The 24,712-nt window shown below is 71.4% G+C and carries 31 protein-coding genes and 1 pseudogene; 18 read left to right on the top strand and 14 right to left on the bottom strand.

The window, feature by feature from the left end:
• The first annotated feature begins 21 nt into the window (after positions 1 to 21).
• Positions 22 to 1,632: a translation initiation factor 2 gene (locus ABT123_RS06660; protein ID WP_351310454.1), complete on the top strand. Its 1,611-nt coding sequence runs from the start codon at positions 22 to 24 to the stop codon at positions 1,630 to 1,632.
• On the opposite strand, the gene ABT123_RS06655 is transcribed toward ABT123_RS06660, so the two are convergent.
• Positions 1,620 to 3,713 (bottom strand): NB-ARC domain-containing protein, encoded by a 2,094-nt coding sequence (locus ABT123_RS06655; protein ID WP_351310453.1) that lies wholly within the window; start codon positions 3,711 to 3,713, stop codon positions 1,620 to 1,622. The genes ABT123_RS06660 and ABT123_RS06655 overlap by 13 nt on opposite strands.
• Before the next feature lie 155 nt (positions 3,714 to 3,868).
• Between ABT123_RS06655 and ABT123_RS06650 the strand changes: the two genes are divergently transcribed.
• Entirely contained in the window at positions 3,869 to 4,303 is a 435-nt protein-coding gene (locus ABT123_RS06650; protein ID WP_351310451.1) for a hypothetical protein, read from the top strand.
• Positions 4,304 to 4,332: 29 nt separating this feature from the next.
• Here ABT123_RS06650 and ABT123_RS06645 read toward each other — a convergent pair whose 3' ends face one another.
• From ABT123_RS06645 to ABT123_RS06635, 3 genes are all read right to left on the bottom strand, one after another.
• Entirely contained in the window at positions 4,333 to 4,491 is a 159-nt protein-coding gene (locus ABT123_RS06645) for a hypothetical protein (RefSeq protein WP_351310450.1), read from the bottom strand.
• Positions 4,492 to 4,578: 87 nt separating this feature from the next.
• Complete coding sequence (locus ABT123_RS06640) at positions 4,579 to 5,706, bottom strand: methyltransferase (RefSeq protein ID WP_351310448.1); 1,128 nt, start codon at positions 5,704 to 5,706, stop codon at positions 4,579 to 4,581.
• Positions 5,707 to 5,812: 106 nt separating this feature from the next.
• On the bottom strand, positions 5,813 to 6,199 hold the full coding sequence (locus ABT123_RS06635; RefSeq protein WP_351310446.1) for a hypothetical protein: 387 nt from the start codon (positions 6,197 to 6,199) through the stop codon (positions 5,813 to 5,815).
• A 126-nt stretch (positions 6,200 to 6,325) separates the two neighbouring features.
• Here ABT123_RS06635 and sigJ point away from each other — a divergent pair, with 126 nt between their 5' ends.
• The gene (gene sigJ / locus ABT123_RS06630; RefSeq protein ID WP_351310444.1) at positions 6,326 to 7,300 is read left to right on the top strand and encodes an RNA polymerase sigma factor SigJ; all 975 of its coding nucleotides are present in this window, start codon (positions 6,326 to 6,328) and stop codon (positions 7,298 to 7,300) included.
• Positions 7,301 to 7,377: 77 nt separating this feature from the next.
• Complete coding sequence (locus ABT123_RS06625; protein WP_351310442.1) at positions 7,378 to 7,602, top strand: hypothetical protein; 225 nt, start codon at positions 7,378 to 7,380, stop codon at positions 7,600 to 7,602.
• Positions 7,603 to 7,702: 100 nt separating this feature from the next.
• Here the strand turns inward: ABT123_RS06625 and ABT123_RS06620 are convergent, their stop codons facing one another.
• Entirely contained in the window at positions 7,703 to 10,447 is a 2,745-nt protein-coding gene (locus tag ABT123_RS06620; protein WP_351310441.1) for an AAA family ATPase, read from the bottom strand.
• A 128-nt stretch (positions 10,448 to 10,575) separates the two neighbouring features.
• On the opposite strand from ABT123_RS06620, the gene ABT123_RS06615 reads away from it, so the two are divergent.
• Genes ABT123_RS06615 through ABT123_RS06605 form a run of 3 tightly spaced genes read left to right on the top strand, consistent with a single transcriptional unit; the run spans position 10,576 to position 12,577 of the window.
• Entirely contained in the window at positions 10,576 to 11,583 is a 1,008-nt protein-coding gene (locus ABT123_RS06615; protein WP_351310439.1) for a GNAT family N-acetyltransferase, read from the top strand.
• Between the two features lie 38 nt (positions 11,584 to 11,621).
• Entirely contained in the window at positions 11,622 to 12,194 is a 573-nt protein-coding gene (locus tag ABT123_RS06610) for a dihydrofolate reductase family protein (protein ID WP_351310437.1), read from the top strand.
• Positions 12,191 to 12,577 (top strand): VOC family protein, encoded by a 387-nt coding sequence (locus tag ABT123_RS06605; RefSeq protein ID WP_351310435.1) that lies wholly within the window; start codon positions 12,191 to 12,193, stop codon positions 12,575 to 12,577. Before ABT123_RS06610 ends, ABT123_RS06605 begins: the two co-directional genes overlap by 4 nt.
• A gap of 35 nt (positions 12,578 to 12,612) precedes the next feature.
• On the opposite strand, the gene ABT123_RS06600 is transcribed toward ABT123_RS06605, so the two are convergent.
• Together ABT123_RS06600 and ABT123_RS06595 are read right to left on the bottom strand one after the other, a co-directional pair.
• Positions 12,613 to 12,831 carry a DUF4287 domain-containing protein gene (locus ABT123_RS06600; protein WP_351310434.1) on the bottom strand — a complete coding sequence of 73 codons (219 nt, stop codon included), beginning with the start codon at positions 12,829 to 12,831 and terminating at the stop codon, positions 12,613 to 12,615.
• Positions 12,832 to 12,922: 91 nt separating this feature from the next.
• On the bottom strand, positions 12,923 to 13,228 hold the full coding sequence (locus tag ABT123_RS06595; protein WP_351310432.1) for a hypothetical protein: 306 nt from the start codon (positions 13,226 to 13,228) through the stop codon (positions 12,923 to 12,925).
• Between the two features lie 183 nt (positions 13,229 to 13,411).
• Here ABT123_RS06595 and ABT123_RS06590 point away from each other — a divergent pair, with 183 nt between their 5' ends.
• Positions 13,412 to 14,152 carry a PP2C family protein-serine/threonine phosphatase gene (locus ABT123_RS06590; RefSeq protein ID WP_351310431.1) on the top strand — a complete coding sequence of 247 codons (741 nt, stop codon included), beginning with the start codon at positions 13,412 to 13,414 and terminating at the stop codon, positions 14,150 to 14,152.
• Between the two features lie 16 nt (positions 14,153 to 14,168).
• Here the strand turns inward: ABT123_RS06590 and ABT123_RS06585 are convergent, their stop codons facing one another.
• The gene (locus ABT123_RS06585) at positions 14,169 to 14,885 is read right to left on the bottom strand and encodes a TetR/AcrR family transcriptional regulator C-terminal domain-containing protein (protein ID WP_351310429.1); all 717 of its coding nucleotides are present in this window, start codon (positions 14,883 to 14,885) and stop codon (positions 14,169 to 14,171) included.
• A gap of 130 nt (positions 14,886 to 15,015) precedes the next feature.
• On the opposite strand from ABT123_RS06585, the gene ABT123_RS06580 reads away from it, so the two are divergent.
• From ABT123_RS06580 to ABT123_RS06570, 3 genes and pseudogenes are all read left to right on the top strand, one after another.
• Complete coding sequence (locus ABT123_RS06580; RefSeq protein WP_351310428.1) at positions 15,016 to 15,531, top strand: hypothetical protein; 516 nt, start codon at positions 15,016 to 15,018, stop codon at positions 15,529 to 15,531.
• A 33-nt stretch (positions 15,532 to 15,564) separates the two neighbouring features.
• Entirely contained in the window at positions 15,565 to 16,161 is a 597-nt protein-coding gene (locus ABT123_RS06575; RefSeq protein WP_351310426.1) for a hydrolase, read from the top strand.
• Between the two features lie 189 nt (positions 16,162 to 16,350).
• Positions 16,351 to 17,193: pseudogene (locus tag ABT123_RS06570) on the top strand (SigB/SigF/SigG family RNA polymerase sigma factor); the annotation flags it as partial.
• Here the strand turns inward: ABT123_RS06570 and ABT123_RS06565 are convergent.
• The 3 genes from ABT123_RS06565 to ABT123_RS06555 all read right to left on the bottom strand — a co-directional run bounded on the left by ABT123_RS06565 (position 17,150) and on the right by ABT123_RS06555 (position 18,433).
• Entirely contained in the window at positions 17,150 to 17,476 is a 327-nt protein-coding gene (locus ABT123_RS06565; protein WP_502970891.1) for an ATP-binding protein, read from the bottom strand. The pseudogene ABT123_RS06570 and the gene ABT123_RS06565 overlap by 44 nt on opposite strands.
• A gap of 203 nt (positions 17,477 to 17,679) precedes the next feature.
• On the bottom strand, positions 17,680 to 18,057 hold the full coding sequence (locus ABT123_RS06560) for an STAS domain-containing protein (RefSeq protein ID WP_351310425.1): 378 nt from the start codon (positions 18,055 to 18,057) through the stop codon (positions 17,680 to 17,682).
• Between the two features lie 19 nt (positions 18,058 to 18,076).
• Positions 18,077 to 18,433, bottom strand: coding sequence for a PRC-barrel domain containing protein (locus ABT123_RS06555; protein ID WP_351310424.1), 357 nt, complete (start codon positions 18,431 to 18,433; stop codon positions 18,077 to 18,079).
• 117 nt (positions 18,434 to 18,550) lie between these two features.
• On the opposite strand from ABT123_RS06555, the gene ABT123_RS06550 reads away from it, so the two are divergent.
• Positions 18,551 to 19,891, top strand: a complete 1,341-nt coding sequence (locus ABT123_RS06550) for an aspartate aminotransferase family protein (RefSeq protein ID WP_351310423.1) — start codon at positions 18,551 to 18,553, stop codon at positions 19,889 to 19,891.
• 278 nt (positions 19,892 to 20,169) lie between these two features.
• Positions 20,170 to 21,087: a factor-independent urate hydroxylase gene (gene pucL, locus ABT123_RS06545; RefSeq protein WP_351310421.1), complete on the top strand. Its 918-nt coding sequence runs from the start codon at positions 20,170 to 20,172 to the stop codon at positions 21,085 to 21,087.
• On the opposite strand, the gene ABT123_RS06540 is transcribed toward pucL, so the two are convergent.
• A complete protein-coding gene (locus ABT123_RS06540) occupies positions 21,084 to 21,536 on the bottom strand; it encodes a histidine phosphatase family protein (protein WP_351310419.1) in 453 nt (150 codons plus the stop codon). The genes pucL and ABT123_RS06540 overlap by 4 nt on opposite strands.
• A 160-nt stretch (positions 21,537 to 21,696) precedes the next feature.
• Here ABT123_RS06540 and ABT123_RS06535 point away from each other — a divergent pair, with 160 nt between their 5' ends.
• From ABT123_RS06535 to ABT123_RS06515, 5 genes are all read left to right on the top strand, one after another.
• Entirely contained in the window at positions 21,697 to 21,918 is a 222-nt protein-coding gene (locus ABT123_RS06535) for a CbtB domain-containing protein (RefSeq protein WP_351310417.1), read from the top strand.
• A gap of 50 nt (positions 21,919 to 21,968) precedes the next feature.
• Entirely contained in the window at positions 21,969 to 22,745 is a 777-nt protein-coding gene (locus ABT123_RS06530) for a CbtA family protein (RefSeq protein WP_351310416.1), read from the top strand.
• A gap of 24 nt (positions 22,746 to 22,769) precedes the next feature.
• On the top strand, positions 22,770 to 23,018 hold the full coding sequence (locus ABT123_RS06525) for a hypothetical protein (protein WP_351310414.1): 249 nt from the start codon (positions 22,770 to 22,772) through the stop codon (positions 23,016 to 23,018).
• Positions 23,019 to 23,152: 134 nt separating this feature from the next.
• Positions 23,153 to 23,506, top strand: coding sequence for a hypothetical protein (locus ABT123_RS06520; RefSeq protein WP_351310412.1), 354 nt, complete (start codon positions 23,153 to 23,155; stop codon positions 23,504 to 23,506).
• A 64-nt stretch (positions 23,507 to 23,570) separates the two neighbouring features.
• The gene (locus tag ABT123_RS06515; protein WP_351310410.1) at positions 23,571 to 23,747 is read left to right on the top strand and encodes a hypothetical protein; all 177 of its coding nucleotides are present in this window, start codon (positions 23,571 to 23,573) and stop codon (positions 23,745 to 23,747) included.
• 73 nt (positions 23,748 to 23,820) lie between these two features.
• Here ABT123_RS06515 and ABT123_RS06510 read toward each other — a convergent pair whose 3' ends face one another.
• A complete protein-coding gene (locus ABT123_RS06510; protein ID WP_351310408.1) occupies positions 23,821 to 24,219 on the bottom strand; it encodes a hypothetical protein in 399 nt (132 codons plus the stop codon).
• Positions 24,220 to 24,286: 67 nt separating this feature from the next.
• Complete coding sequence (locus ABT123_RS06505) at positions 24,287 to 24,694, bottom strand: RidA family protein (RefSeq protein WP_351310406.1); 408 nt, start codon at positions 24,692 to 24,694, stop codon at positions 24,287 to 24,289.
• Positions 24,695 to 24,712: the final 18 nt, after the last annotated feature.

Here is a 24,712-nt window from a genome sequence, read left to right as displayed (position 1 = left end):
CAGCGGGCCGTGCTGGTCGCCGTGCGCTCCGCAGGAGCTCTGCACCGACTCCTCGATGTACTGCCTGCCTTCGACGGGGACAGCCGAATCATCACCCGGTTCACGCTGGTCCCGGGCTCGCGCTTCGACATCGACGCCCTTGCAGCCTTGAGTCACGCCGGTGCCCGCACCCTGCCCTGGGACGAGGCCCTGCGCGTCAGGCACGACCTGGTCCTGGCGGCAAGCCCGAAGGGCGACCTCCGACGGCTGTCGGGGCTGCGTGCGCTGCTGCCCCACGGAGCCGGATTCAACAAGACGGTCACCGACGACGGATCGGCCGATGTCCCATCGGGCCTCGACCCCCACTACCTGTTGGCCGACGGCAAACCCTGGGCGGATCTGCACGGCCTGGCGCACGAGGAGCAGGTGTCCCGCCTCGCACGTCACTGCCCCGTCGCAGCGGACCGGGCCGCCGTGGTCGGCGACCCCACCCTGGACCGGCTCCTCGCGTCGGTCCCCCACCGCGCCGACTTCCGCGCTGCGCTGGGGACCGGGCATCGCAGACTCATCGTCCTGACGTCCACATGGGGACCTGAGTCACTGATCGCACGCCGGCCCGGACTCCCGGCCGACCTGAACGGTCTGCTGCCCCACGACGCCTTCCAGATCGCCTTGGTCCTGCATCCCAACGAGCACAGCGGCACAGGGATGTTCGACCTGAACCGGCACCTCGCTCCGGCCCTCTCCGCAGGCCTGGTGCTCGCCCGTCCCTACGAGGAATGGGCCGCCCTGCTGGTCGCCGCCGACGCCGTGGTCACCGACCACGGTTCCACAGCTCTCTATGCCGCAGCCCTCGGCCGCCCCGTGATCGACGCCTACGACGGCGGCCACGAGATGATCCCCGACAGTCCGATGGCGCGGTTGCTGGCCGCCACGCCCAAGCTCTCGGCGGCCTCCGATCTGCCGGACGTGCTCCCGGACGCCCTGGCAGTGGACACTCGCGGCCACGCGGCCGTCGCCTTCGCTCAGCAGAGCCGAGCGCTCCCACAGCTGCGGCACCACCTCTACCGGCTCCTCGGGCTGCGCCCTCCGGACGGTCCGCTGGAGGCACGGGCGTTCCCTCGGCCCTCGACAGCGCCCACACAGCCGCGGGCTTTCGCGGTACGGGCCGAGGTATCGGGGCAGCGGATTGCCCTTCAGCGCTTCCCCGTGCAGACGCAGGGACCCATGCACCATCTGGCAGCCGAGTACCCCGCGGCCGGACCGCGGGCCGTGCAGAGTGCCGCCGTACTGTGGCGGCGCGCAGAGAACCCCCTTCGCGGACAGCCCACCGCGTGGACGGCGGCCGGGTGGACCGCACATGTCCTGGCCGAGGCACCGGCTTGCCGGACGGCCGTTGCGATACTGACACCCCTGCGAAGCCTGGTACGGCACCGTACGGCAGGGCTGCTCAGCCTCCGCCTGGAACCCCATCACGACGCAGGCCGCGTCTCCTACGCCGATCCGGCAGCCGTCGCGTCCGCGGTTCACGCCTGGCTGGGCGACGACGCGACACGCGTTCCACCCGTGTCGCTCCTGTGCGATACGGGACCGATCACCGTACGCGTACACCTGGACCCCGCGGACGCGGTCGACCTCGACTACGTGCTCTGACCGTCGGAGGGGGCACCCCCGTGCAGGATCGCAATGCGACGCGCGGCAGTACGGTGTTCTTCTGCCGTCTGCGCCTCTCCGCGGTCCTCCGCGAGGTTCGCGAGCTCCTCCAGGACGCGGGCCTCGTCCGTGCGCGAACCCCGCTCCCGGGCACCGTCGAGGGCGGCACGGACCAGCGCCTGGGATTCCTCCGGTCGGCCCACCAAGCGCAGCGCGCGGCCCAGTTCGAACCCGGTCCGGGCCGCCATGCGTTCCCGCTCCTGCGCCCGGGCCATCCGGTGGGCCTCCCGCAGAAACGTGACAGCCTCCTGGTGCTGCCCGCTGCGAAGCGCGGTCCGTCCCAGCAGATAGGTCTGCAGCAGCACTCCGTACGCGTTGCCGATCTCCGCGTGGGCCGCCTTCGACGCCTCGAAGTCCGCGGCGGCCCCGGACCAGTCCCTTGTCTCGGCCTTGAGCAGCCCCCGGAACTCCACCGTCGAGGCCCTCAGCTTGCGCTCCGAGACCGACTCCCCCAACGCCTCGGAGGCGTTGAGAGCATGTCGCAACTGCTCGGCTGCCTCCTCGTACAGCCCCTGCTCCCACAACGGGCGGGCCAGCTGACACCTCATCCGCACCATGGCGGGCAGGTGCTCCGCACGGTCGGCGGCGGCCACCCCCGTACGGAACGCATCCGTGACGTCCGCGTAGTGCGGATGGTCGAGGAAGTGGGTCCACAACGGCTCGCACAGCGCCCACGCGTCCTCGTACAACCCGTCCTCGTAAGCCAACCGGACACCCCCGTACAGGGCCAGCCGGTGGGACTCCAGCCACCTCAGCGCTTCCGGTTTGCCCGTGAACTCGACGTCGGGAACGTCGGCGGACACAGGCTCCGGGATCTCCGCGAAGGTCATCCGCGAGCCGGCTGCCAGCAGATCCGCGCGGGCGGCCTGGCGCCTGTACCAGGCGATCAGTGAACGGCGGGCCCGCCTGCGCTCCGCCCCGTCCGGGTCTTCCTGCTGCGCTCGGCGCTCGGCATGCCCCCGCAAGAGGTCGTGCAGGCGCCAGCCCTCGGCCAGGCATTCCAGCAGTCCCGCGGACTCCAGCTCCTCCAAGGCATCACCCGCGAGAGCGGGACCGCACCCGAGCAGAGCGGCAGCGGCCGACTCCTCGATCCTGGGCCCCGGAAGCTGGGGCAGCAGACGGTACAAGCGAGCCACCTCCGGCACCAGGCCCGTGTACGCGGCGTCCCACACGGCTTCGACCATGGGAATGCCCTTCCCGTGCAACTCTGCCGTCAGTTCCGCGACGAGCCGGGACAGGCTGCGTCTGCGGTACTTGCGCACCCACTGCCCGGCCACTTGGAGGGCCGCCGGCAACCCGCCACAGCCCCGCGCGAGGTCGATCACCGCGTCCGGGTCCTCCGACAGCCGGGGGTCGGCCACCAAGTGACCCAGCAGCCGCACGGCGTCGTCCTCGGCCAGCGGGCCCACCGGCACCTCGACCGCAGCGGCGCCGTCAAGGTCGTACAGAGTGCCCTGACTGGTGACGATCACGAGGCTGCCGTCCGACGAGGGAAGGAGCGGGGTCACCTCGGACCCGTAGCGGGCGTTGTCGACGACCACCAGGATCCGCTTGTCCCGAGTCATGTGCCACAGCTGCTTCGTGCGACTGCCGAAGGACCTCTCCAGCCATTCCGGAGCCACACCCAGGCCCGTCAGAAGGTCCCCGACGGCATCGGAGACCTCGACGACACCGTCCCGCCTCAGGTCGTCCAGGTCGACGTAGAGCACGCCATCGGGGTACCGGTCGGCAAGGCCACGGGCCACGTGGAAGCCCAGAGCCGTCTTGCCGATGCCGCCGATACCGGACAGTGTGACGACCAGGGGCCCTCGGTCAGCCTCGTGGTCATCGATCGCGCGACTGATGCGCTGCTGCTCATCGTGCCTGTTCTCGAACCACACGAGTGCAGGCGGAAGTTGAACAGGGACGGGACGGAAGGTCGCCTCCGCGCCGTGCAGATGCTGGTGAAGCTCCCCGATACGGCCGGCTTGGACGACCACCTCCGCACGCCCGTCCAGACTGTTCCGCGTCTCCTCGGCCATGCGCCAACAGTAGGGGCTGGAGCGCGACATGACGATGCGGACACATCGGACCGGACACCACAACCGGACGGGTGACGGAAGCGACGGATTCCCTCCTTCGTCCGCCGGGAAAGACCTAGGGTAGGGCGATCCGACGTCAACCGAGGGAGTCCCGCATGGACCCGATCACCGCAGCGGCCCTCGCGGCCTTGGCCGGCGGCCTCGGCAGTGAGGCGGGACGCCAAGCGTGGCAAGGACTCACCGCACTGGTACGACGTCCCTTCCAGCGGGGAGCAGCGCAGGGGGATGAAGCGGGCGGAACGTCCCAGATCAGCTCCGGCGAACTGGAAGTCGCCGCACTTGAGGCCGAACCCGCCGATCCGCTGCGCGCCCAGGCACTGGCCACTGCTCTGGGGGTACGGGCCGCCCTCGACGGGGAGTTCCGCCCGCTCCTGGAAGAGTGGTGGCAACAGACCCAGGCCTCGTCGGGCGGCGAGGTCCACAACAGCATCAGCGGCGGGACCCAGAACGGCCCGGTGCTCCAGGGCCGGGACTTCTCCAGCCTCACCTTCAACATGACCCGCGCCCCGGGTGCCCCCGGCCGGGAGTAGCGGTCGTACGTCGCCCTATTGGCCGGCCGTCACCAGGTCAGGCGAGCGGCCCGCGCCCGGCCGATCACCATTCCGTCGAGCGGTGTACCCCAGCGACGGGCTCCGACGATGGTTGCGAGCGCCGTGAGGGAGGCCAGCGTCCGATACAGCGTCGCCACGACCTTCAGCGAACGCAGCTCCTTGCCCACATTGCACCGTGACCCCATAGCCCGGGCGCGCCGGGAGTGGGATGCCGAGCATCCCAACTCCGGAATCCGCTGAGTGAAACCTGGGCCTCAGTCGGCCCGGAGGCGCCACAGTGAGGTGACCTCGGCCGCGCGGGCGCTGTGCAGGGGGTCCGATGCGTCCGTCGAGCGTGCGTGACGCGGCTTCGTGACCGTGCGGGACACCACACGCAGCCCCGCCGCCGCGATCGCGTCGCCCAGTTCCGTACGGCTGCGCAACCCGAGGCGTTCCGCGAGGTCGGAGAGGATCAGCCAGCCTTCGCCGCCCGGCTCCAGATGATCCGGGAGTCCGGTGAGGAAGCCCCGCAGCATCCGGCTGTCCGGGTCGTACACCGCCTGATCGAGCGGCGTACGGGGACGGCCCGGCAGCCAGGGCGGGTTGCAGACGATCAGGTGGGCGCGGCCTGCCGGGAACAGGTCGGCATGCCGTACGGCGATCCTGTGGGCCAGGCCGAGGCGGGCGATGTTGTCACGGGCGCAGTCGACGGCGCGGGCTGCCTGGTCGGTGGCAACGATGTGGCGCAGGCCGCGGCGGGCGAGGACGGCGGACAGTACGCCCGTACCCGTGCCGATGTCGAAGGCCGTGTATCCCGCGGGGAGTTCCGCTTCGGCGACCAGGTCCAGGTACTCCCCCCGGACCGGGGAGAAGACCCCGTAGTGCGGGTGGATCCGATCGCCGCCGAGCGCCGGGATCACCACACCCTTCCGACGCCATTCGTACGCGCCGATCACGCCGAGCAGCTCACGCAGCGAGCCGACGCCGGGTCCCGCGAACGGGCCGTGTGCCTGGATGCAGGCCTCCGCCACCAGGGGGGCGCGGCGCAGCGGGATCGCCCAGCCGGCCTCGTACGGGATGAGCAGCATGCCCAGCAGTCGTGCGCGGCGCGCCTGTTCGCTGCGGTGCAGCCGGTACGCATCGGCCAGGGTCGGGGGCAGGGGGGAGGGCGAGTGTCTGCGGTCGATGCGACGGCCCAGGGCGGCGAGGAGGCGGCGCGCGGACGGGTAGTCGCCGCGCCAGAGCAGGGCGGTGCCCTCGCCGATCAGCCGGTACGCCTCGGCGGCGCCGATGGTGTCGTCGGCGGTGACGATGCGCCTGGGTGGCGGGGCTCCATTGGCCGAGTACCAGCGGGTGGGCGCCGTCGCTTCGCTCCCGGTCACCGATTCCATGACCTGTGTCATCACCGAACATCAACTCCCTTGGGGGTCGATCCTCGATGCCCTGGAGCGTTCTGGCCGTTTCGTAACGAATGCTTCGCGGTATTTTGACGCGCCGCAAATGCCGCCCTTACTCCCGGGCCCTCAGCACCTGGCCCACCAGTGCCAGCAGGCTCAGGGCGAACATCAGGATGCCCAGGGGGACATGGAGCGACGGTATGTGCGCGATGCCCAGCACCACCTGCACCGAGGCGAGTACGAGGAATCCGGACGCGTACAGGATGGGGCGGGGCGATCCGCCGCCCGGGCGCCACGCCAGGATCGCGGCGAGCACGTACAGCATCGACGCGCCGTACATCACCCGCGATCCGGCGTCGTGCAGCACTGCGCCGTGGGACGAGGACAGCAGCATTCCGGCGGTGACCGCCTGGAAGAACAGGGACAGGGTCTGCAGGGCGATCGCGACCTGCAGGAACGTGGTGCGTCTGCCGGGTACTGCCGTGGTCTGTGTGGCCATGATGCGGTCCTCGTCTTCTGCCTCGCGGCGGTGGATCGGTACGGTCTCGGGTCTCGGGTCTCGGTAGTCCGACGACGCAGGCCCGCGAAATGTGAGGTGAGGGATGAACCAGGGAGCGTCGCGACCATGAGCACGCCATCCGAGCCGGACCTGAGCGCGATCGTCGGCGAGCGGCGCCGGCTGATCAATCTCGCCTACCGGCTGCTCGGTTCGCTGGCCGAGGCCGAGGATGCCGTGCAGGAGACCTACACCCGCTGGTACGCGATGTCGCGGCAGCGGCAGGAGGCCATCGAGTCGCCCGGCGCCTGGCTGACGGCGGTGGCCGGCCGCATCTGCCTGGACATGCTCGGCTCGGCGCGGGTCCGGCGCGAGCGCTACGTCGGCGCGTGGCTGCCCGAGCCGCTGCCCGACCATACGGAGTGGTTCAGCGGGCGGGTGGGCGGCGGCGGGGCCGAGCAGGCCGACCCCGCCGACCGGGTCACCCTGGACGAGTCGGTGAACATGGCCTTCCTCGTCGTACTGGAGTCGATGACGCCCGCCGAACGCGTGGCGTTCATCCTGCACGACGTCTTCCGGTACCCCTTCGCCGAAATTGCCGAGGTCGTCGGCCGGACGCCCGCGGCCTGCAGGCAGCTGGCGTCCTCGGCCCGTCGGCGTATTCGCGCCGCGGAGGTTCCGGCGGATCCGGCGGCTCCGACGGTTCCGGCGGCCGGGCAGGCCGGTCTGGTGCGGGATTTCAAGCAGGCGTGGGAGGCCAAGGACATCAAGGCCCTCGTCGGCCTCCTCGACCCCGACGCCACGATGACCGCCGACGGCGGCGGCCTGGTCGGCACCGTCCTCCGCCCGGTCGAGGGCAGCGAGCGCATCGCCCAGTACCTGATCCACATCGCCGACAAGGCCCCCGGGCTGACGCTCCTGGAGCGGACGGTCAACGGCCGGCCCGGCCTGGTCGCCCAGCACGCCGGCGTCACCGTGACCGTGGCGGCGTTCAGCCTCGCGGCCGGCCGCATCGCTCGCATCTGGGCGGTCCGCAATCCGGAGAAACTCCGTCCGTGGACCGCCCTCGCGTCACCCGCGTGCCTCACTTCGCAGTCGAAATGATGCAGATCATCACGGTGCGTGTCAGCTTGATCCGGGAGGAATCCGTCCCCCACCACGTACCAAGAGGAGTCGCCGTCATGGACGCTAAGCAGAACAAGCAGCAGGAACCGGGCAAGGGCCGCGCGGGGCAGGAGCACCATCGCCCCGGAGACCCCGCGCACCCCCAGCCGGGCAAGGCGTCCCGCGAGCGGGGACAGAAGCAGGGCCAGAAAGAGGGCCAGAAGCAGGGCCAGCAGGAAACCTCGCGCCGCCGCGATGACGATCTGCTGCGCGAAGAGGACCTGCACGACGAGAGGCTCTGACCCAGAGCGCCGCTCGCCCGCACACCCAGAGCCCGGCCGGTCCGCAGTCGCCCCGGCCGGGCTCTGTCACGTCCCGCCCGAGGTGCCCGGACCGGCTCCGTCAGTGGGCTTCGGCTTCGGCGAGGACCAGGGGGAGCTCGGTGCGGGAGGTGATGCCGAGCTTGGGGAAGGCGCGGTAGAGGTGGTGGCCGACCGTACGGGGGCTCAGGAAGAGCTGGGCCGCGATCTCGCGGTTGGTGGCCCCTGTGGCGGCGAGCCGTACGACTTCCCTTTCCTGCGGGCTGAGCCGGCCCAGCAGCGCGTTCGATTGACTGTCGGGGTCGACGGTCCCGCCGACGGCCTGGAGTTCGGTGCGGGCCCGGGACGCCCACGGCTGGGCGTCGAGGGTCTCGAACGTCTCCAGTGCGGTGCGCAGGTGATGGCGGGCGTCGGTGCGACGTCGTTCGCGGCGGAGCCATTCCCCGTACAGCAGCTCGGTGCGGGCCCGTTCGAACGGCTGGGTCGCGCCGGTCGCGCCGCCTTCGTCGTGCACGGGCACGGGCACGGGCAGGTGCAGGTGCAGGGCCGTGGTGAAGTGCTGGTCGGTCTCGTCGTCCGGCCCGGTCAGTGCCTGGCAGCGGCGGGCGAGAGCGAGGGCCGCGGGGTGGTGTGCGGTCTCTGCCCATTCCGCCAGCGCCCTCGCCGACTCCGCCGCGCGGTCCCGCTGCCCGGCGCGTATCGCGGCCTCCACCAGATCGGGCAGGAGGAAGGCCGACAGTACGGGGTGCCCCACGCGGGCCCGCGCCGCCTCCAGGTGGGTGAGCGCGCTCTCGGCCTGGCCCAGGCCGAGGTCGAGCAGGCCGAGGGCCCGGTGCGCGTGGGCGGCGGCCAGCTCGATGCCGTGGGCATCCGCGTAGTCCAGAGCCGCGGCGCTCAGGCGGGTGCATCGTTCCTGCTGCCCCCGGAGAGCGGCCAGGGTCGCCAGGGTTCCGCGCAGGTACACCGCCCGGTGGTTCCGACCGAACTGCTCGGCGATGGCGAGCCCTTCCGCGGCGGCGGACTCGGCCTCTTCGTAGCGCCCCAGGGAGATCTGGGCTTCGGCGAGGAGGTGCAGCGCGGTGTGCAGCCAGCCGATCACGTCCTGCGCCCGGCAGTCGCGTACGCAGGCGGCGGCGATCTCGAGAGCGGTGCGGTGATCGGCGGAGAGCTGGGCGTGCGTCCCGGCCAGGATCCGCTCGGCGAATCCGGCGGATCCGGCGTTTCCGGCCGTGGCGAGCGGGCCCGCCATCGTCCGCATCGTCCGCATCGTCGAATCCTCCGGCAAGGCGGGAATCCGGGCCTCGACCTCGGCCATCAGCGTCCGGTCGCCCGAGGACTGCGCCGTCGAAGCGGCCTCGGCCAGCACCGGGGCCAGATCGGCGGACGGGCCGATCCGGTCCGCGCATTCGAGCAGGATCCGGGTGGCCTGGCGCGGCGACCCCCGGTCCAGCTCGACGATGGCCCGGACGCGGGCGAAGTCGGCGAGCATCGCCGGGTCCAGGGCGAGCCCATTGATGAGGTCGGTGAGGGCCGCTGTGCGGTGGAACTGCCCGGCTTCGGCCGAGGTGAAGGCCGCGGCGGCCAGCAGCCGGGCGCGCCTGGCCGGGTCCGCGGTGAGCTGCGCCGCCCGCTCGTAGGCGGCTGAAGCCGAGGCCGTGCCCTGCCGGCCGCCGGCCCGCTGCGCGACGCCCACCATCTCGTCGGCGACGTCTTCGTTGGTTCCGGTCGTGGCGGCTGCCAGGTGCCAGGCCCGGCGGTCGGCATGCTGCTCGCCGCTCCTCCCACCGTCCAGCTCGGCGGCCAGCTCCTCGGCCAGCGCCCGGTGGGCTGCGAGGCGCCGGGTCAGGGCGGCGTCCTGGTAGGTGGCCGACCTGATGAGGGGGTGGCGGAAGGACAGGGTGTGCTCGGTCAGCAGGACGAGCGTGGCGTGTTCGGCCGGCTCCAGGTCTTCCAGCGTCGCGCCGAACCGGGTCGACGCCCGCAGGACGAGGTCGAGGTCGCCGGAGTCGTCGGCGGCGGCCACCAGCAGCATCGCCCGGGTGGCATCGGGCAGCCGGCGGACCTGTTCCTGGAAGGTCTCCTGGATCCGGCTGGAGGGCGAGGACAGCCCGGCGGGAAGGGTGACGGGGTTCAGCTGGCCGGCCCGCTGTTCTACGGTGAGCGCCGCGGGCAGTTCCAGCAGCGCCAGCGGGTTGCCCTGCGCCTGCTCGACGATCTGGTCCCGTGCGTAGGGCGACAGGTCGGCGACGTGGTCGGTGAGGAGAGCGTCGACGGCCGCGGAGTCGATGCCCTGCAGCCTCAGCTGCGGCAGGCCGGTGATCTGCCCGCCCGGAACACCGTCACGGCGGGCGAACAGCATCACCACACCCTCGGTGTGGAGCCGGCGGGCGGCGAACGCCAAGGCGTCCAGGGATGCCTGGTCCAGCCACTGGAAGTCGTCGATCACGCACAGCAGCGGGCTGCCGTCCGCAGCCTGTGCCAGGCTCGTCAGCACCGCCGTCCCCAGGGCGAGCCGGTCCCGCACCGCCTCGCCGGACAGCCCGAACGCCGCCTTCAGCGCAGCGGCCTGCGGCTCGGGCAACCGGTCCAGTCGATCGGTCACGGGTCGCAGCAGCTGGTGCAGGCCGCCGAAGGCCAGCTCCATCTCCGACTCGATGCCCACAGTCCGCAGCACCCGCCCCGGGGCCGCGGCAGCGGCGTACTCCAGGAGTGCCGTCTTGCCGATTCCGGCCTCACCGTGGATCAACAGCGCGCTGCTCGCACCCTCCTGGGCCTGCGAAAGCAACTGGTGTATCCGGTCCTGCTCGGTCCCCCGCCCGTACAGCATGGCGTAAACCTACCTAACGCCCGCACGTCTTCGATCATCGCGTTACGTCATGCCGACCGATGTGCCGGATCCTCAGACCCCCCTACCTTCTGGGGAGTTCGTTCGATTCGACTTCGGGGGTCCCCGCCTTGTCCGAGCACGTCCACATCACTCCGCTCCGCCGCATCTCCGTCACCGACGCCGCCGCATGGCATCAGGTCGTCGCCGCCTCGATGGCCCATGACCTGCCGGACGTACCACCACCCGGTCCCGGGCAGGTCCATGCCCAGCTCACCAAGCCCACCCTGGACAGCCACCGGCTGACCTGGACGGCCACCGGGGCGGACGGCGTCCCGGTCGGGGTCGCGGGCCTGCGGCTGTTCACCTCCCCGGGGCGGGATCACCTGGCCGAACTGGAACTCCATGTCGTCCCCGCACACCGGCGCCACGGGACGGGCTCGCTCCTGCTGTCGGAGGTCGTGGCGGCCTGCCGCACCGAGAGCCGGCGCAGCCTGATCGTCGAAGCCTCGGCCGACAGCCCGGGCGAAGCCTTCCTCGAGCGGTGGAGCTTCCGCCGGGCCCTGAGCCTGGACCATCTGATCCTGGACCTCGACCAGGTCGACGAGAACAGGATCCTCAAGGTCGGCGATAGCGATGCCGAGCACCTCGGCTACCGGCTGACCGGCTGGACCGGCACGGTGCCCGACGAGCTCGCCGACGCCTTCGCGACGGCCAAGAACGCGATGAACGACATGCCCGTCGGAGACCTGGACTACGGCAGCGTGGACTGGGACGCCGACCGCGTGCGGGCCATGGCACAGGTGGTCGCCGATCGTGGCGACACCCTGCTGACCATCGCGGCCGTCCACGAGGACGGCACGATGGCCGGCTACACCGAGATCGTGCTCCCTCAGGGCGCGTCGTCGCGGGCCCAGCAGTACGACACCGCGGTCGTGCCCGCGCACCGCGGCCATGGCCTGGGGCTGTGGATCAAGGCGGCGATGGTGCGCCGGCTGCGCGCCGAGCACCCCTCGGTCGTCGAGGTCGAGACCGACAACGCCGAGGACAACGTCCACATGCTCGCGGTCAACCGAGAGCTGGGCTTCCGCTCCTACCGACGCACCCGCGAGTTCCAACTCGACCTGCCCACAGCCTGATCCACACCGAATTCCACACCGAAGAAACGAGCACTCGCTTGCGCAAGCTGACCTACTTCGTCCACACCACCCTCGACGGCTACATCGCCGGTCCCGACGGGCAGTACGACTTCTTCCCCTTCGAGGGTGCGGAAGCCGCGGCGATCCTCGCCGACTTCCCCGAAACCATGCCCACCCCCGCCCGCGCGCCGCTGGGCATCGCCGACCGGCCCGCCGAGCGGTTCGACACCGTCATCATGGGCCGCGGAGCGTACGAGCCGGGCCTGAAGGTGGGCCTCACCAGCCCGTACGCCCACCTGAAGCAGTACGTCGTCTCCCGCACGCTCACCAGCCCGGATCCGGCGGTGACCGTCGTCGGCGACCCGGTCGCCCTGGTCCGCGAGCTGAAGGCGCAGGAGGGCATGGGGATCTGGCTGTGCGGGGGCGGCAAGCTGGCCGGCGCCCTGCGCGACGAGATCGACGAACTGGTCATCAAGTGCCACCCCGTTGTCATCGGAGCCGGCATCCCCCTGTTCGACGGCCCCTTCACCCTGACGCACTTCACCCCGGCCGGCACCCGGTCCTTCGACTCCGGCCTCACCATCACCACCTTCTCCAAGGAGCCGCAGTGAACGTCGCCACCTCCACCCTCTCCCTGACCGTTGCCGACGTCGACGCCTCCCGCGCGTTCCTCTGCACCCACCTCGGCTACCAGGTGGCCATGGCCACCGACGGCTTCGCCTCCCTGACCCGCGAGGACGCCGCCGTCGACATCGTTCTGCTCCGCAGGGGCACCGAAGTCCTCCCCGCCGAGCAGCGGGACCGGGAGGCGGCCGGCCTGATCCTCGCGTTCACGGTCACCGACCTCGACGCCGAGGAGGCCAGGTTGCGCGCGGCGGGTGCCCCCATCACCATGCCGCTGCGCGAAGAGCCCTGGGGCGAGCGCCTGTTCCAGCTGACCGACCCCAACGGGGTCGTCATCCAGCTCGTCGAATGGGCCACGCCCGACCAGTGATCACCCCCACGGCCGGCCGCTGAGGGCCGGCCGGCTCAGGCCGCGTTGTCCTCCGCCAGGGTGTGCGCGACCAGGGCGTTGGCGTGGCCGTGGCCCAGGCCGTGTTCGGTCTTCAGCCAGGAGACGAGCTCCATGTGCCTGGTCTGCGGGGCGGAACGGATCAGGTCCTTCCATTCCGCGATCGGGCGGCCGTACTTCTTCTCGATGGAGGGGAAGTAGGAGGCCGGGCCCTTCGGGGTCTGGGTGTTGGTCATGTCCTGCGCCTTCCGTTCGGATCCGACTGCTCTGTTGCAGGGAGGACCGGAACGGAAGGCCGGACTCATCGGACCTCCGGAGTGATCCGGGTCACAGGGTCGGTGGCGCGAAGGTGAAGGCCACCTCGAAGTGTTCGACCGAGAGGATCTGCTGACCCTCGCGCTGGGCAGCTTCCTCGCGGATGCGGGCGGCCTGGTCCTCGCTCGCCTGCATCGCCGCTTCGTCCTCCCACAGGGTCAGGGAGGCGGCCATTCCCGAGGCCCGGTCGACGAGGTAGTAGACGCCCCGGAATCCGGGAGCATCCCTGACCTGCTGGACGATCGCTTCCGATTTCGCGCTCAGGTCTCCCTCCGCAGGAACCGGTGAACCCTGGTAAGTGCTCAGCCTCGCGAACATCGCCGGCGCTCCTTCCTGGCCGCGCTGCCGGCCCGGCCGTGGAGACGGTCAGCCCCAGGTCCAGCGTGCTCCGGCCGGCCGGCCGCCGCATGCCGAGTCGCCCGTCGCCCCGCGCCCCGGGGGCCCGCGGGGCGACAATGGGGGTGAGGGCACGGCGTCCGCTGCGGGGACAGGAGGGCCCAGGTGCCGTACATCTCCGTGACCGCACTGAGCCATGTCGGGCTGGTCCGCGAGCACAACGAGGACAGCCTGGTCATCGGCCCGTGGACGCTGTGCGGGACCGTCACCGACAATCCCCAGACGCTGCTGTTCCCCCTCGGCCGGCCGCTGGTCGTCGCGGTGGCCGACGGGCTCGGCGGACAGCCGGCCGGCGAGGTGGCCAGCGCCCTGGTCGTACGGCGGCTCGCCTCGCTCGGTACCTCGCTGGACGGCGAGGAGCGCATCCGCGACGCCCTGGACCTCTGCAACCGGGAGCTGTACGCGGCGGCCGACAGCGAGCCCGGGCTGGCCACCATGGGCACCACGGTGGCCGGGGCGCTGGTCCTGCCCGAGTCGTGGGTGACGTTCAACGTCGGCGACAGCAAGGTCTACGCGGCGGGCGGGGCGGGGCTGCAGCAGGTGAGCGTGGACGACAGCCCGCCGCCGCCCCCCGGCCGGCGCACCACCTCGGCCGTGACGCAGACCCTCGGCGGCAGCAGGCTGTTCCGGGACGTCGAACCGCACGTCACCGTCACCGCGCTGGGTGGAGCGGACCGCTACCTGCTGTGCAGCGACGGGCTGACCGATCCGGTGCCGGACGAGGCCATCGACGAGGTGCTGCGGGTGCACGACGACGGCAGGGCCGCCTTCGAGCTGTGGAAGGCCGCCATCGAGGCGGGCGGCCCCGACAACATCACGCTGGCGCTGGTACGCATCGGCGAATAGGCGAATAGGGCAGCGGTCAAGCCTCCGCAGGCGGGCGGCGGGCGGCGTGCTCGGCTTCGAGCCCGGCGAGCAGCGCCCGGAGGCCGAACTCGAAACTGCTGGTCGGCGCCGCGGCATAGTCGGCGGCGCCGGCCTCGACACCGGAGCCTTCGGCCGCCTCGATCCGGCTGCGCAGCCGCGGGAACCGCATCGCGACCTCGCCGGCCCGCTTCACGGTGTCGCGGAGCACCTCGTCCGCGTCCCCGCCGCTGCGGCTGATCTTCCGGGTCAGGGAGGCCGTGGCGGACGTTCCGAGGGCATTGCCGAGGACGAAGGTGAAGACGGTGGCCGCGGCCTGGTCCGCCTCCTCGCCGACGAATCCGGCCGCCTCGTAGACGGCGAGGCTGTGGTCGTCGTGGCGGGCCTTGCCGGCTCCGTAGAAGAGGTGCGAGGCGAAGGCCTGTACGAGCCAGGGGTGCCGGTTGAACATGGCGTACAGGTCGGTGGCCATGGCCGTGGCCGCCGTCCGCCAGTCGACCGTGTCCAGGTCCGGCAGCCCGATCTCGTCCCACACCCGGTCACCGGCGAGCGTGACGAGGTCGTCCTTGTTCTTCACATGCCAGTAGACAGCCGTGGCGGCCGAGTTGAGCCGGCGGCCGAGGCTGCGCATGTTCAGGCCTTCCAGCCCTCCCTCGTCCAGCAGCTCGATGGCGGTCCGGACGATCTGGTCCCGGGTGAGGGTGTCGCGCGTCATGCACACACGATAGGGCGCACACCCCCCACTTGAACATTGTGCAAGGAATGACTTGCACAGCGTTCAAGTGGGGGCTACCGTCGACTTGAACACAGTGCAAGTCACTCGGAACCCGCCGAAGGAGCCCCCCGTGAACACCTGTGCCGCGATCCTGCAGCTGCTCGTCGCCGTCGCCTTCCTGAGCATCCCGCTGGTCCGCCACCGCTACGGCGCGGACGCGAAGGCGACCGCTGAGGCGGAACTGGAGCGCCAAGGCGTGCCCGCCGGCGTACTGGAGGCGAACGGGCTCCGCTTCGACGCCGGCGGCCACGAGACGTACGCACCGCTCGCGGTCGCCGCGGTGATGGCGACCCTGGCCGGGCTCAACCTGACCGGTAACTCCTGGGCCGAGCCGCTGACCTGGGCCTTCCAGTCGATCGTGATCCTCGGGAACGTGCTGATCCTGCACAGCCAGCTGACCGCCGCCACCGCCGTGACGACCGCGTTCGAGCGCAAGGGCGACCCGGTACTGAAGCGCATCGACGTGCCGGCCCTGCTGAAGGCCGCCGAGAACGCCTTCCCCGCCTGGGTCGGCGCGCTGCAGAACCTCCGCCACACCGTGGTCTTCGCCGCCTCGGCCCTCGCGCTGACCGCCGTGGCGCTCTGAGAACGCCGGGCAGGAACGATCTATGGTCGTGTCATGGCAGACGCAGCACAGCAGCCGGACGGCCTGGAGGGCCTGGATCGGCGGACCGCGCTCGTCCTCGTCGACCTGCAACAGGGCATCCTCGCGCTGCCCACGGCGCGCCCCGCGGACCGGATCCTCGCGAAGGGGATCGAACTGGCCGAGGCGTTCCGGGCCGCCGGGCTGCCGGTGGTGCTGGTCCGGGTCGACTGGTCCGCGGACGGCGGCGACCGCCCGCCGGCCGAGACCGACCGGCCGGGGCCGGTGGCCGCGCCGCCGGCCGGGTTCGCCGAGTTCCCGGCGGGGCTCGCAGTCGAGGGCGACATCGTGGTGACGAAGCGGCACTGGGGCGCGTTCACCGGTACGGAGCTCGACCTCCAGCTGCGGCGGCGGGGCGTCGAGCGGATCGTGCTCGCGGGGATCTCGACCAGCGCCGGGGTCGAGTCCACGGCGCGGAGCGCGTGGGAACACGGATACCGGCTGGTCTTCGCCGAGGACGCGACGGCGGACCTGGACGCGGAGTCGCACGCGCATTCGTTCGCAAAGATCTTTCCCCGGCTGGGGCGCGTCCGTACGACGGCCCAGATCCTGCGCGCTCTGCCGCCCGGCTGAGCAGGGCCGGGCCGAAATCAGGCGCGGACGTCTGTTTTCCCATGTAATGGGTGGTATGGGTGTTCCGGGCCCGGAGTCGCGCACGGGTATGCGGACAACCGGCCGGGTATACCCAGAAGGAACAGCTCACGACGGCCTCGCCGCGCGCAGCGCGCGGCGCGACCCACCCGCCGCCGGAGGAGCGATCGCATGGACCGTGTGGACCGTATCCCCAGGATCAGCGCGCACGACACCGCCGGAATGCCGGAAATCCCCGAGGAGCCGCTCCGGACGAGCACGGCGGAGGCCCGGACCCTGTCGGTGGCCCTGTTCCGCCGGCTGAGGGCCCTGGAGGAGGGCAGCGCGGAGTACTCGTACGTCCGCAACACCCTCGTCGAGCTCAACCTCAGCCTGGTGAAGTACGCCGCCCGGCGGTTCCGCAACCGGAGCGAGCCGGTCGAGGACATCATCCAGGTCGGCACGATCGGCCTGATCAAGGCGATCAACCGGTTCGACCCCGAGCGCGGGGTGGAGTTCACCACCTTCGCCATGCCCACCGTGACCGGTGAGATCAAACGGTTCTTCCGGGACACCAGCTGGGCCGTGAAGGTCCCCCGCCACCTCCAGGAACTCCGCATCGACACCGCCAAGGCCTACGACGCGCTGGAGCAGACCCTGGGCCGCGGGCCCAGCGACGCGGAGCTCGCCGAGCGCCTCGGGGTGCCGGAGGAGGAGATCGCCGAGGGCCGCAAGGCCGCGCACGCGTATTCCACGCGCTCCCTGGACGCACCGGTGCAGGAGGACGGCGACGCGTACGCCACCACCCCCGGTCTCGGCGAGGAGGAAGCGGCGTACGACCGGATCGAGTGCGTGGAGTCCCTGAAGCCGCTCCTGGCCGAGCTGCCCGAACGCGAGCGGACGCTGTTGTCGCTGCGCTTCGGCGGGGAGCTGACCCAGTCCGAGATCGGCGACGTCCTGGGGCTGTCCCAGATGCACGTGTCCCGCCTGCTCACCCGGACCCTGGCGCGGCTCCGGACGGGGCTGCTGACCGATCCCGCACACGGTGACCGTCCGGGGACGGAACCGGTGGAACCGGTGGAACCGGTGGACACGGCACCTCCAGCCACACCGTCTTACCGCCCCGCCCGTCCGCGGACGGTGCCGAGCCCCAGCTCCGGGCGAGCAGCTCCAGCACGAGCAGGCCGTGCCCTCCCGGCACGGCGGGGTCGTCGCGCGGGCAGCGCCGCGGGGGCTCCGGGTTCCCGTCGCTGACCTCGATCCGCAGTCGGTCCGCCGTACGCCGCAGGACGAGCTCCCGCGGGCCGCCGGCGTGCATACAGGCGTTGGTCACGACCTCGGAGACCATCAGCAGGACGTCCTCGGCAGCCTCGTCTCGCTCGTCCAGGGCGGCGGCGTGGCCGGTCCACTGCCAGTCCACCAAGGCCCGCCGGGTGAAGTCGCGGCAGCGGCCCACCACCCCGTCAAACCGGCCGCCCTGGCCGCCGAGCACCATCCGTCGTGTCTGTTCCGGTACGTCGATCATGGCGTACCGCCCCCGCCGTCGCCGTGCGCGAACGCGGCGGCCAGGTCCCGGTGGACGGTGAAGACCCCGCCCGCGCCGGTGATCTCGAACATCCGGGCCACCGGCTGCTGCAGTGCGGCCAGTTCCAGCGCACCGCCCGAGTCCTCGGCGGTCTGCCGGGCCCGGAGCAGGAGGTTCAGCCCGGTGGAATCGCAGAAGCGGAGCCCGCCGCAGTCCACCAGCAGCCGCCCCGTCGCCGGGGCGTCAGCCCCGCCGAGGACGGCCTCGAGGGCCTCACGCAGCGGCGCGGCCGTGTCGCGGTCGAGGTCCCCGGACAGCGCCAGGACGGTGCCGGCGTTCAGCTCCATGGCCACCACGGAGAAGTTTCCTGACATCGTCAGGCCGCCTCCCCCTTCAGGAGTGTCCCTCGATGTTGTGCTGCTCGGTGAGGCGGATGAAGACCTCGTCGTCCTGCTGCCCGCGCTCGAAGTCCGGGCTCGACTTGATCTGCTGCTTGGTCGCCGACAAGTGCACCGTCTCGCTCTCCAGGTCCACCAGCCGCACCAGTCCCGCCGGGACCAGCACATGCCGGCCGTGCCGGCCCAGGATCCACAGTCCGGTGTCGACCACGATGTACGAGCGGCCCACATCCGCGGAGTGCTTGTCGATCCGGCCGATGTGTCCGTCCGCCGCGTCCACCCGGAACCCGGTGAGATCCGCGCCCGCGACATGGCCGGTGCTCTTCGCGTAACCCCAGACATCCGTACCCATGAGAGCCTCCAGCCCCCGGATGCGTCGCTCCCGCTCTGTCGATGCGCGCCTACCCGGGCGCCGGACCTCCAATCACATTCGCCGGGTGTCCACATCCCGGACGCATACGCTCGATCCATGAACGCAGATGTCGAGACCGTCAGAACGGCGGACCGGAAGCACGTCTTCCACTCCTGGTCCGCGCAGGAGCTCATCGACCCGCTCCCCGTGGCCGGGGCCGAGGGCTCGTACTTCTGGGACTACGAGGGCACCCGCTACCTGGACTTCAGCAGCTCCCTCGTCTACACCAACATCGGCTACCAGCACCCCAAGGTGGTCGCCGCGATCCAGGAGCAGGCGGCGAAGCTGTGCACCATCGCGCCCGGCTTCGCGGTGGACGTGCGGTCCGAGGCCGCGCGCCTCATCGCCGAGCGCACCCCCGGCGACCTGGACAAGATCTTCTTCACCAACGGCGGTGCCGAGGCCGTCGAGAACGCGGTACGGATGGCCCGGCTGCACACCGGCCGCCCCAAGGTGCTCAGCGCCTACCGCTCGTACCACGGCGCCACCACCGGCGCGATCAACCTGACCGGCGACTCCCGGCGCTTCGGCAACGACTCCGCCACCGCCGGGGTCGTCCGCTTCTGGGGCCCGTTCGCCTACCGCTCCCCGTTCCACGCGACCACTGAGGCCGAGGAGTGCGAGCGCGCCCTGCGCCACCTCGCCGACACCATTGCCTTCGAGGGCCCGCAGTCCATCGCGGCGCTCATCCTGGAGCCGGTGGTCGGAGCCGCGGGCGTGCTGGTGCCCCCGCCGGGCTATCTGGCCGGGGTCCGCGAGCTCTGCGACCGGTACGGCATCGTCTTCATCCTCGACGAGGTCATGGTCGGCTTCGGCCGCATCGGCACATGGTTCGCGGCCGACCACTGGGGGGTCACCCCCGACCTGCTCTGCTTCGCCAAGGGCGTGAACAGCGGTTACGTGCCCCTCGGCGGTGTGGCGATCTCCGCGGCGATCGCCGCGACCTTCGCCCGCCGCCCCTACCCGGGCGGGCTCACCTACTCCGGCCACCCGCTCGCCTGCGCCGCCTCGGTGGCCACCCTCACCACCATGGCCGAGGAGGGCATCGTCGAGCAGTCCGCCCGCACCGGCGCCGAGCTGCTGGGCCCGGGCCTGCGGGAGCTGGCCGAGCGCCACCCGTCGGTGGGCGAGGTCCGGGGCCTGGGCACCTTCTGGGCGCTGGAGCTCGTACGGGACAGGCAGACGCGCGAGCCGCTCGTCCCCTACGCCGCCTCGGGGGCCGACAACGCGCCCATGGCCGAGTTCGCCGCGGCCTGCAAGAAGGGCGGGCTGTGGCCGCTGACCGCCGGGAACCGGATCCACCTCGCCCCCGCCTGCAACATCGCGGCGGCGGACGTGGCCAAGGGCCTGGAGATCCTCGACGGGGCCCTGTCCGTCGCGGACGCCCACATGGCATGAACGGCATGAACGGCATGACATGAGCCGGTGATTCGTCCAGTCCGCGGGTGCTCCTTCTCGGAGGATTCGTCCCGTTCCCAGCGGGACGCAACCATGCTGCAATCCGAAGAAGCACCTACGGACCGGGATGCACGTCAGTCCCGGGGCGGTCCTCCGGGGCCGAACGGCGGGGGGCGGCACCGCCCGGACGGTTTCCGGGACGGGGCCGCCGGACGCCGGGCGTACGGGATCCACTGATCCGGACTCCGTGTACCCGAGTACCCGAAGGAAGACAGCGCATGAGCAAGCACGTCCTGGCGCAGAACCAGTACGGCAAGGCCGAGAACCGCATCGTCAAGGTCACCCGCAAAGGAGCGGACGGTTCCTGGCACGAGATCCGCGACCTGAACGTCTCGGTCGCGCTCCGCGGCGAGTTCCGCGATGTCCACCTGACCGGCGACAACACCAACTGCCTGCCGACCGACACCACCAAGAACACGGTGTACGCCTTCGGCAAGGAGCACGGCATCGCCTCCCCGGAGGCCTTCGGCATCCTGCTGGCCAAGCACTTCGTCTCCTCGCAGACCCCGATCCGCGAGGCGCAGATCCGGATCGAGGAGTACGCCTGGGAGCGGATCCCGGTCCCGACCCGCAAGGAGCAGCACTCCTTCGCCCTCAAGGGCCAGGAGGTGCGCACCGCGCAGATCACCTACAGCGAGACCACCGGCCTCCAGGTGATCTCGGGGCTGAAGGACCTGACCGTGATGAACTCGACCAACTCCGAGTTCCACGGCTACATCAAGGACACGTACACGACCCTGAAGGAAGCGTACGACCGCATCCTCGCGACCAAGGTCACCTCGCGCTGGGCGCACTCGGCGCTGGCCGCGGACGACCCGGAGTTCGACTGGGACCGGTCGTACAAGAAGGTCCGCAAGCACCTGCTGGAGGCCTTCGCCGAGACCTACTCGTACTCGCTCCAGCAGACCCTGAACCAGATGGCCGAGCGGGTGCTGGACAACTGCCCGAAGGTCAACGAGGTCCGGCTGAACCTGCCCAACAAGCACCACTTCCTGGTGGACCTGGAGCCCTTCGGCCTCAAGAACGACAACGAGGTCTACTTCGCCGCGGACCGGATGTACGGCCTGATCGAGGGCACCATCCACCGCGACGGCGTCACGCCGGTCATCGCCACCAGCGACTGGATCGTGGCCTAGCCAGGGGTATCCGGCGGCTGCTGCCCGGGATCCGCTGCCTCCCCGCAGGGCCCGCCCAGCCGCAGGTTCCACCGCCCCGCACGCCCGCTGAGTTCGGTGAGCGTGCGGGGTTTCGCGTCCAGCCGCCAGAAGGTTCCGGCCGGCAGCGCCAGCGCGTGCACCACCGCCGCCCGGACGAAGGCCTGGTCGGCCTCGATCCGGTGGGTGCCCGGGGCCAGGCCGTCGAGCCACGCTCCGGCGCGGGCGACGAGCGCCGCCACGGACTCCCCGCCGGGCGGCGCGTACTCGGGATCGGTCAGCCAGCGCCGTACGGCCTCCGGGTCTTCGGCGGCCACCTCGTCGAGCGTCCGGCCGGCCCAGGCCCCGTATTCCGGGCCGAACCGGTGCTTCCGCATGCCCTCGTCAATGGCCGGAGTGACCAGGTGAACTCGTACGACGGGGGGATTCATAAGCGGAGCATAAACGCGGTACGGTCTCCGCGACATGACGACGGCAGGGCGGAAGTACCGGTGAGAATCCGGCACGGTCGCGCCACTGTGAAAGTCAGACCCGCCTCCGTCGCCCTAGTGCACCACTGACCGGGACGCGTGTTCCCCTGGAGGTACTGCCATGGCTCAGTCCGCCATGCCCACGGCGACGGGCTCCGTCGCCCCCATCACCCCCATCTCCCTGAAGACCCTGACCCCTTGGGCGGTCTTCACCGGCATCCTGCTGCTGGTCCTGCTCTACTTCATCGGCGCGGAACAAGGCGCCACCGCGGTCTTCGAGGGCGAGACCATCCACGAGTGGCTGCACGACGGCCGCCACCTGCTCGGCTTCCCCTGCCACTGACGTACCCCCACAGACGCAGACATCGCTCCACAACGCGAGGGAACCGAACCATGAACTCCCCCTCTGTCCGCGCGCTGCTCGTGCGCGGCATGCTCGCCGGCCTCGTGGCCGGTGCGCTCGCCCTCCTGGTCGCCTACTTCCTCGGTGAGCCGAAGGTCGACGCGGCCATCGCCATCGAGGAAGCAGCCGCCGCGGCCGACGGCCACGGTCACGACCACGGCGAGGAAGCCCCGGTCAGCCGGACCCTCCAGGCCACCGCCGGCCTCGGCACCGGCGTCCTGCTCTACGGGGTCGCGCTCGGCGGCATCGCCGCGCTCGTCTTCTGCTTCGCCCTGGGACGCATCGGGCGCTTCTCGCCGCGCACCACCGCCGCCCTCACCACCCTGGCCCTGTTCGTCACGGTGACCCTGGTCCCCTTCTTCAAGTACCCGGCCAATCCCCCGGCGGTCGGTGACCCGGAGACGGCGGGCCGGCGCACCGCCCTCTACCTGCTGATGATCGTGCTGAGCGTGCTGCTGGCCGCGGGCGCGGTGATCCTGGGCCGGCGTCTGGCACCGGCGCTCGGCAACTGGAACGCGAGCGTGGCGGGCGGCGCCTTCTTCATCGCGGCCATCGCCCTGTCGTACGCCCTGCTGCCCGGCATCGACGAGGTCCCCGCGGACTTCCCTGCCACCCTCATCTGGGAGTTCCGGCTCTCCTCCCTGGCCATCCAGACCGCCCTGTGGGCGAGTTTCGGCCTGGTCTTCGGAGCTCTTGCCGAACGTCTGCTTGTCCCCACGGCCGCGCCCCGGGAAGCTGGCAAGGAGGCGGTGCAGCCTACTGGTTGACGCGTATGACGGCGGGGGGCCGGGATGTCACAGACGGCGATCTGGGAGTGGCGGGGCTGGACGGGAGCAGCACCGCTCTGGCTGAACGCGGTCCTGCTGGCCCTGATCCCCTTCACCTCCGGCCCCCTCCCCGCCCAGATCGCCGTCATCACGGCGCTGGCCGCCCTGGGCGGCCTGATCCGCCAGCTCTGGTTCGGGGACTACGGGCACCCCGCCGTCCACCTCGCCGCCGCACTGATGGGTGCGGCGGCGGTGGCGTTAGTGCTGGTGTGACCCGAGTGCCGGTGTAACCCGCCGTCGGCCGGGCCCGGCCGGCTGTCGGCCGAGAGGGGTGTTTTCCTCCGCCACTCGGGGGGTTCTGCGCACCCTGCGGGGTGCGGCCCGGCGTGTCGGGGCACATGGGCCGCATGAGCGGGACGCGGTATGCCCTGACGAGGGCCCTGACGGTGGGCTGCGTGGTGCTGCTCGCCCTCTTCGCCCCCGGTGCGGCCTGGGCCGCGGCCGGTGCGGCGGAGCCGCGGACCGCCTCTTCCGCCCCCGCGGAACCCTCGGCCCCGGCCGAGGGGCAGTCGGATCCCGCACTGGATCCGGAACCGCGGGCGGCGGTACGGGGGGCGGCGCGCGGGACGGTGCCGGTCCGGCGTCCGCCTGCGCAGGGTGCGTGGGCGGCCGTGGTGCCGGCCGCGCGCGGCCTCTCGTACGGACGGCTGGAACCCGGTGCGCCCCGGTGGGCGCTGCGGGGTGTGGTGTTGCGCTGCTGACCGCGCCGAGCGGCAGCGAGCGAACCCCCCACACCCAGCTCCATCGACACCCTGAGGTGCCGTCATGCCCATCGACCCGTACGCAGCCCTGAACGCCATGATCCGCGCCGAAGCCGCCCGGTTCACCCCGCCCCCGCCGAAGACGGCCCCCTCCGATCCGGACCGGCCCGCGGCCGAGGCGGAGGCGGAAGCCGAGGGCGAGGCCGTCGGCACCGCTGCCGCCGCCGCACCCTCCGACTGACGCCGGCGCGGGCCGGTCACCTGCGGTTGAGACAGCAGCAGGTGACCGGCCCGCCCCGGTTGGGCCGTAGTGCTCAGTCTTCGCGGGTGTAGTAGCGATAGAAGGCGATCAGGCCCACGCCCGTGCCGACCGCCAGGGCAAGCCAGGTGGAGCGCATCACGCTCTCGCCGGAGAGGCTGTAGAGGTAGCCGAAGGTGATGCCGGCGAAGGCCCCGTACGCGGTGGCGTGGAGCTCGCGCATCAGCTTGGGGCCGAGGCGGGCGAGGGCGAACATGCCGGCCGCGAAGAGCAGGCCGCACAGGATGCCGTAGAACACGTTGGCCGCGTCCACGGGCCCCATCTGGCGCTTCATGAAGGCCGCGTAGACCCCGTAGACCAGGCCCCAGGTCAGGGGGCCGACGTACGCGGTCCAGCTCAGGTGGCGGGGCTCCGCTCGGTGCCGCCGGGCGGCGGTGGGTGCCGCATGTGCCATGACGGGGCTCCTTCCCTCTCCCCCCGTCCATCAAGGGCACACCCGCCACTCCGGTCCGGCAAGTGGATCAGCCGCGGCCGGCGGGCCGTACGGCGACGGCGTCCATTTCGAAGAGCATGCCGGGGAGGGCGAGGGAGGCGACGCCGATCAGGGTCTGCGCGGGCAGTTCGGTACCCCAGGTGGCGTGCAGGTGCCCCAGCAGGACCTCCAGCCGGGTCTGGTCGTGGTCGACGATGTACGTGCCGATGCGGACCACGTCGGACGGGCCGAGGCCGGCCGCGGCGAGGGCGGTACGCAGATTGGCGAAGGTGCGCTCGACCTGCTCGGCGAAGTCCTCGGAGACCACGGCGCCGGTCTCGTCGGAGCCGTACTGGCCGGCTATGAAGACCTGCTCGCCGGGCGCGGAGACGATGTGGCTGTAGCCGAAGGCGGTGGGGTTGTGGAGGCCTGCCGGGTTGGTGATGCTGCGCGTCATTACTGGCTCCTCGGGTCT

The organism is Streptomyces sp. NPDC002054, from assembly GCF_040296685.1.
Classification (GTDB): Bacteria; Actinomycetota; Actinomycetes; order Streptomycetales; family Streptomycetaceae; genus Streptomyces.
This window is presented reverse-complemented; position numbering and strand designations above follow the sequence as displayed.